This window comes from Veillonella parvula (assembly GCF_032550495.1).
GTDB lineage: Bacteria > Bacillota > Negativicutes > Veillonellales > Veillonellaceae > Veillonella > Veillonella parvula_G.
Map to the genome: position 1 here is coordinate 1 of NZ_JAWFZJ010000010.1, position 6,479 is coordinate 6,479.

At 39.5% G+C, this 6,479-nt stretch carries 4 protein-coding genes; 3 read left to right on the plus strand and 1 reads right to left on the minus strand.

Annotation, left to right across the window (positions count from 1 at the left end; all coding sequences use genetic code 11):
* Nucleotides 1-490, plus strand: a 490-nt coding sequence (locus E6X37_RS10240) for a YadA-like family protein (protein ID WP_316689788.1), incomplete at its 5' end; no start/stop codon positions are given.
* A gap of 106 nt (nucleotides 491-596) precedes the next feature.
* Nucleotides 597-1,241 (plus strand): hypothetical protein, encoded by a 645-nt coding sequence (locus E6X37_RS10245; RefSeq protein WP_316069139.1) that lies wholly within the window; start codon nucleotides 597-599, stop codon nucleotides 1,239-1,241.
* A gap of 112 nt (nucleotides 1,242-1,353) precedes the next feature.
* On the opposite strand, the gene E6X37_RS10250 is transcribed toward E6X37_RS10245, so the two are convergent.
* Nucleotides 1,354-1,620 (minus strand): hypothetical protein, encoded by a 267-nt coding sequence (locus tag E6X37_RS10250; protein ID WP_004692901.1) that lies wholly within the window; start codon nucleotides 1,618-1,620, stop codon nucleotides 1,354-1,356.
* A gap of 703 nt (nucleotides 1,621-2,323) precedes the next feature.
* Here E6X37_RS10250 and E6X37_RS10255 point away from each other — a divergent pair.
* The coding region (locus E6X37_RS10255) for an ESPR-type extended signal peptide-containing protein (RefSeq protein ID WP_316581369.1) at nucleotides 2,324-6,479 on the plus strand (4,156 nt) is incomplete at its 3' end.

A 6,479-nucleotide genomic window follows, 5' to 3' on the forward strand; every position in this document is an offset into this window, starting at 1 on the left:
AAAAGGTGCTACAGATGGGTTAGCTAATGCTATTAACTCCGTAGCGGGCGAAACACAACGTGTAGGCGCTCATGCAGCGGCTATGTCTGCATTGAAACCTATTCAATATGATCCATTGGAACCAACTCAAGTGATGGCCGGTATCGGTAATTACAGAGGTGAAACTGCGGCGGCGTTAGGCGTTGCACATTACACAGCAGAAGACACTATGTTCCATGTAGGCGTATCTGTTGGTAGTCACCATAACATGGTGAATGCCGGTGTAACTCACAAATTCGGTAACTCCGATGCGAAGAAAGCGATTCCAGATCGTTATAAAGGTGGCCCTATTAGCTCCGTTTATGTGTTGCAAGATGAAGTGACAGCGTTGAAAGCTGAAAATGCACGCATGCAAGAAAGCCTCAATGAATTGTCTTCCGTTAAGGCTGATAATGAACAAATGAAGGCTCAAATTGCATTACTTATGCAACAAGCAGGGCTTACAAAATAACTTGAACTTGATTAAATGGATTATTTAGTATACTCTAGTCATGTAAGAATCATGTAAGGAATATGAAAGCCGCCCTTTGGGAGGCGGCTCATCATTAGGAGGATTTATGAAATTCAAAACATTTATGCCTGTATTGGCACTTGCTTGTGTATGCGCGGTAGGTCAAGCGGATGCGGCTCAAGATCGATTGATGATGCCGGAACAACCAGCTGAACCATTAAACGTGATTGAAGCAGAAGTGGCTGTTCCTGTACCTAGCGAAGAAGTTCGCGACGTAGTGAATGCTTTCACACAATTCCAATTGGACCAAAAGGGCAAGCGCATCATGGATGATTCCCGCGTTATGACTGGTCAAGAGCGTTACCGCAACAATGTGTTGTACTACATGAACGTTCGTCGCAGCTGGTACATCGTAAGCCACCGTTATAAAAACGACAGCTATGCGCGCATGGCGTTAGATCGTTTGTACAACGATTACAAACAGTTCTTTACAGAACATGCGACTGTATCTGAAGAGGCTAAATTGGACTATGCGCAACAAATCATCGACATCTTGGATCGCAATACGGCCAATGTACATGATGACGAATTGCGTTTCTACATGAACGAAATGGTCATCTTCAGCTTGAACGAAGCTATGAAAGACGGCAATAATCGCGTGAAACCTGTAGATGAAAAAACAGCTCCTGCGATGGACGAACTTCACACAGTGGACCTTCGCAAAGCGATTAATGCACCGACAATTCAATAATGTTAGATGATTCAATTATAAGAATTAAGTGTTGTTGTGTTGTATTTCTTATAATTGTATGACCGATAAAAAATATCGGGGTGTTGTTTGTATTAACAATACCCCGATATTTTTATGCATATAATTTTGCAATCAATGTGATTCGCTGACCTTGAATCACCTTATATGTAATTTTTTTTACGATGGCCGTAAAATTGTGATGCAGAAATTGTAACTGATCGTTAGGTTGAACGTCCGCATCATATGTGAATACGCCTTCTTCCCCATTAAAGCGACCTTTGATTGTGAAAGTTTGATTATCTCGTGTAACTACGATATCTTCTTCTGTAACCGTATTTGGTTTATCTATATTTTGTTGTAAGATATTGAGTTCTGACATAGATTTCTTCCTCCTTTCTGCTTTCAGTATAACAATAAAAATTAAAAAACACATGGAGTAATCGTATAAATTGTTTTTATACACATATGCTCTATTTCTATAAAGCCTATAAATCCCGCCGATACGCCTTTAGAGTGCCTTAGAATAAAAAAGGAATGACAGCGATTTGAATTTCACCTGTCATTCCCTTTACTATATAATAAAATGCTACCTTTATTGATTGTGCAATAGTTAATTTGCTTAAGTAGGTATGTAGTAATTGTGTACGTACATTGAGTCAAAATGGCAGAAACACTGTACGATATCTGTTTATGAAAAGATATCATTCTATTATATGATCTATCATAAATCAGAATGATGAAGAGAAAATAAATTGATTATATATGGTGTAATATTGGTACATAATTATGGAGCATATTAGTATTATTTATGAAAGTTGGTGAATAATAGTAAAAAAATACAGCATTTATGCAGAATATTCAGTATATTTAATTTTATCGAAATTATTAATAACTTAAACACAAAAGTTTTATGAAAATAAAATGAAAAAAAGTTTACTTTTCCCGTAATATGTGGTATTTTAGATATACACATTCAAGAATGTCGATGAATTCTCAATACATCATCGATACATCATTGTTATTTCATTAAATATGTAGATAGTTAGTTAGTAAGTTTTATAAGTTTTATAGGAGAAAGATTAATGAATCGAGTATTTAAAGTGATTTGGAATCGCACAAAGGGCTGCTATGTCGTTGTGGCAGAAACAGCAAAGAACATGACGAAACGTTCTTCTTTGTCGGTTGTATTCTCTAAAATGGTAGGTGCTACAGCAGTTGCCGTTATGCTGACAGGCGTTATGATGCCTACCGATGCCTTAGGGGCACCTATTACAAGAGGTAACGGTGCACAAGCTGAAAATGACGGTGGTATTGCTATCGGTGATAATACGGCATCTAAGGGTGACTATAGTATTTCAATCGGTACTAATGCATCTGTAGGTAGAGGTGATACTGATGAAGGTAAAACACAGAGCGGTATTGCTATCGGACAAGGTGCAACTGTAACTGTTGATGTTGCCAAAGGGGCAGATGTTCCAGCAGATCAAAGAACAGGTGGTATCGCCATCGGTCAAGGTGCAACGACCAAGGTTGTTAATGCAATTGCTGTTGGTTCCGGTACTAGTGCTGATGGTGCACAAGCTGTAACTATCGGTCATAACTCTCGTTCGATTACCAATAACAGTGTAGCATTAGGTAATGAAACACGCGTGGCATCTCTTAATGGTTTTGCTCTTGGTAATAATGCGCGTGCCGGCTATGATGAAACCAATAAATTGATAGGTCTTCCTAATGACCAAGCCTTCGGTTCCAATGCACGTGCTTATGGTGGTTCTTCCATGGCGTTCGGTAATGATGCGAAATCCAGTGGTGGTGGTGCGGTTTCTATAGGTAACGGTTCTCAATCTAGAGGTGATTGGGCGGTAGCTATCGGTAATGGCTCTAAAGCTTTGAAACAGGGCTCTTCTGCATTGGGGACGAATGCTACAACTAATAGCTCTCACTCTACTGCACTCGGTTGGGGTAGTACTACAAATGGCTACGCTGATATCGCGGCTGGTGATGGTTCTGTTGCATCTGGTGGTAATTCCCTAGCAATAGGTGTGCAATCTTCTACATCTACTGGTGCGGTAGGTGCTGTAGCATTAGGTTTAAGCAGTAAAGCTGAGCAAACAAACTCTATGGCATTAGGTGTATCTGCTAATGCTGCACATGAACGTTCCGTTGCACTAGGTGCTAACTCCAAGACTGATGCTACAGTAAGCACACCAAATCAATTGGTAAATGGTTTATGGTATAAAAACTATGCCGGCGGTTCTGCTGATTCCACAATCAGTGTAGGTAGTGATACGGTAAAACGTACCATTACAAATGTAGCTGCCGGTCGTGTGAATGCACAATCTACAGATGCAATTAACGGTAGCCAATTATATGGTGTTGCCAATACCTTGGGTAATTTAGCAAGCACTACAAAAGGTATTTTAGGTGGCAATGCAGCGCTTGACCCTGATACTGGCAACTTGTCGATGAGCAATATCGGTAACACTGGTAAAGGCACGATTCATGATGCTATTAAATTCAATAAAGACACTATAGATAAAGGTCTTAACTTTGATGCTAATACAGGTGGTGCTAAAAACAACTTATTAGGTTCTAAAGTTACCATCAAGGGTGACGGCAGCAATATCAATGCCGCAATTACACAAGCCAATGGTGATACAACTATCAACATGACTTTGGGTAATACTATTAAAGTAGGTACAGCAAACCCTGTAACGATTGACGGCACTACAGGTCATGTAACAGGCCTTCAAAATAAGGATTGGAATGTAGATAGTCCTGTGGCTGTATCTGGTCGCGCCGCTACAGAAGATCAGTTGAAAAAGGTTAATGATAAAGTTAACACTAATAAGGCTCAAATTGACAAGAATAAACAAGATATCGCTGATAATAAGCAAAATATCACAAACAATGCCAATAATATCGCTCAAAATAAGCAAGACATCTCCAATATTAATACAAAAATTAATAAAGGTTTGAACTTTGCTGGTGATACAGGTACTGTAAGCAACAGACAATTAGGCGATACAGTTACTGTTAAAGGCGGTGCTACAGGCACATTATCCGACGGTAATATCGGTGTTGAATCCGACGGCAATGGCACATTGAATGTGAAACTAGCTAAAACATTGACTGGTTTGGATAGCGTTACAGCAGGTGGTACTACTATCAACAACGGTGGTTTGACTGTAGGCGGTAAAACGTATGTGTCTCCAACAGGTCTCAATGCGAATAATCAAAAGATTACTAATGTTGCTAATGGTAGCGACCCTAATGATGCAGTAAACTATAGTCAATTACAAGCTGCTATCGGTGGTACAGCCAAAGCATCTACTGTAAAAGCAAAGGATGCGAATCTAACTGTAACAGAAAGTACAAACGCAGCAGGTGGTAAGGAATATACTGTTGGTTTAGGTAATAAAATTACCGTAGGTACAGCACATCCTGTAACTGTAGACGGTGATGCTGGTCATGTGACAGGCCTCACAAATATAGATTGGAATGTAGACAATCCTGTGGCTGAATCTGGTCGCGGTGCTACTGAAGATCAGTTGAAAAAGGTTAATGATAAAGTTAACACTAATAAAACTGCTATTGATAAAGGTTTGAACTTTGATGGTGACTCCGGTGCAGTTATCAATAAAAAATTAGGTGAAAAACTATCCGTTAAAGGCGGTGCAACAGGCACATTATCCGACGGTAATATCGGTGTTGAATCTGATGGCAATGGCACATTGAATGTGAAATTAGCTAAAACATTGACTGGCTTGGAAAGCGTTACAGCTGGTGGTACTACTATCAACAACGGCGGTTTGACCGTAGGTGGTAAGAATTATGTATCTCCAACAGGTCTCAATGCGAATAATCAAAAGATTACTAATGTTGCTGATGGTACTGTAGGCGCAGGCAGTAAGGACGCTGTAAACGGCGGTCAATTGCACGATGCTAAAAACGAATTAAATACTAATATCAGTAATGCCAAAACAGAACTTATCAACAAGGGCCTTCGTTTCAACGCTGATAACAACGATGAAAAAACGAACAAACTTGGTTCTAAAGTAACAGTAAATGGTGATGGTAATATCACTACTGAAATTACGCAAACCGGCGATGATACTACAATCGGCGTTAAATTGAACAAAAATCTTAATGTTCAAACATTGACAGCTACAGATACTGTGAAAGCCGGCGGTGTAACAATGGGTAAACACGCTGATTCTAACAACTATGTAACTGGTCTTGATAATAAAGATTGGGATGTGAATACAACTAATCCTGTAAGCGGTCGCGCTGCTACAGAAGATCAATTGAAAAAGATTAGTGATGTTGTTAAGAACCAAGGTGCTGCTGCTACAGATTACCGTTTGGTGAAAAATACAGCTGCTGCAGATAATGCTTATACAGTTGATTCTAACGGTGATGTTGACTTGACTGTAGAGGATAAAAACCATGCAGGTAAAAAAGAGACTGTTAAGATTAAGGACGTTGCGTCTAAATCTAGCCTCGACAAATTAAATGATCGTGCTGTTAAGTATGATTTGGACAATAATGGTGCCGTTGATAAGACAAAAGTAACTTATGAAGGTTCTCCTTATGCTAATAAAACTGGTGGCACTCATGTAACAAATGTGGCGTATGCGACAGGTAATAATGGCAGTGAAGCGGTTAATGTGGATTACTTGAAAGATAGAATCAAAGATAGCGAAGACGCATTAACTAATAAAGGTTTGAAATTCGACGCTAACAGTGGTGGCGTAAAAACTAATAAACTTGGCTCTACGGTTACTGTTAAGGGCGAAGGTACTGATGCTGATGCTAACTATAGCGGTGAAAATCTTAAAACTTTCATCAAACAAGATCAAGATGGCAACACAACTATCGATGTGAAGATGAACAAAAACCTCAAAGCTAATAGTGTGGCTATTGCTGGTAAAAACGGTCAAGACGGCGTTACACTTAAAGGTGGCGACGCTAAAAACGGTGTAGATGGTACAAGCATTAATCGTTTAGTGACCGAAGATAAAGACGGCAATACACATACGCTTGCAACCCTTGATGATGGTATGATGTACGGTGGCGATATAGGCAATGTAATTAAGAAAAAACTTAACAATCAAGTGAATGTTAAGGGTGGTATTACCGATGAAAGCAAATTAGCGACTGAAGACAACATCGGTGTTGTTTCCGACGGTTCCGATACATTGAAATTGCGCTTGGCGAAAGAATTGAAAGGCTTAA

What these genes read in the sequence shown, in the direction of transcription:
- E6X37_RS10245 (WP_316069139.1), top strand. Translation starts at nt 597, where the DNA reads ATGAAATTCAAAACATTTATGCCTGTATTGGCACTTGCTTGTGTATGC.
- E6X37_RS10250 (WP_004692901.1), bottom strand. Translation starts at nt 1,620, where the DNA reads ATGTCAGAACTCAATATCTTACAACAAAATATAGATAAACCAAATACG.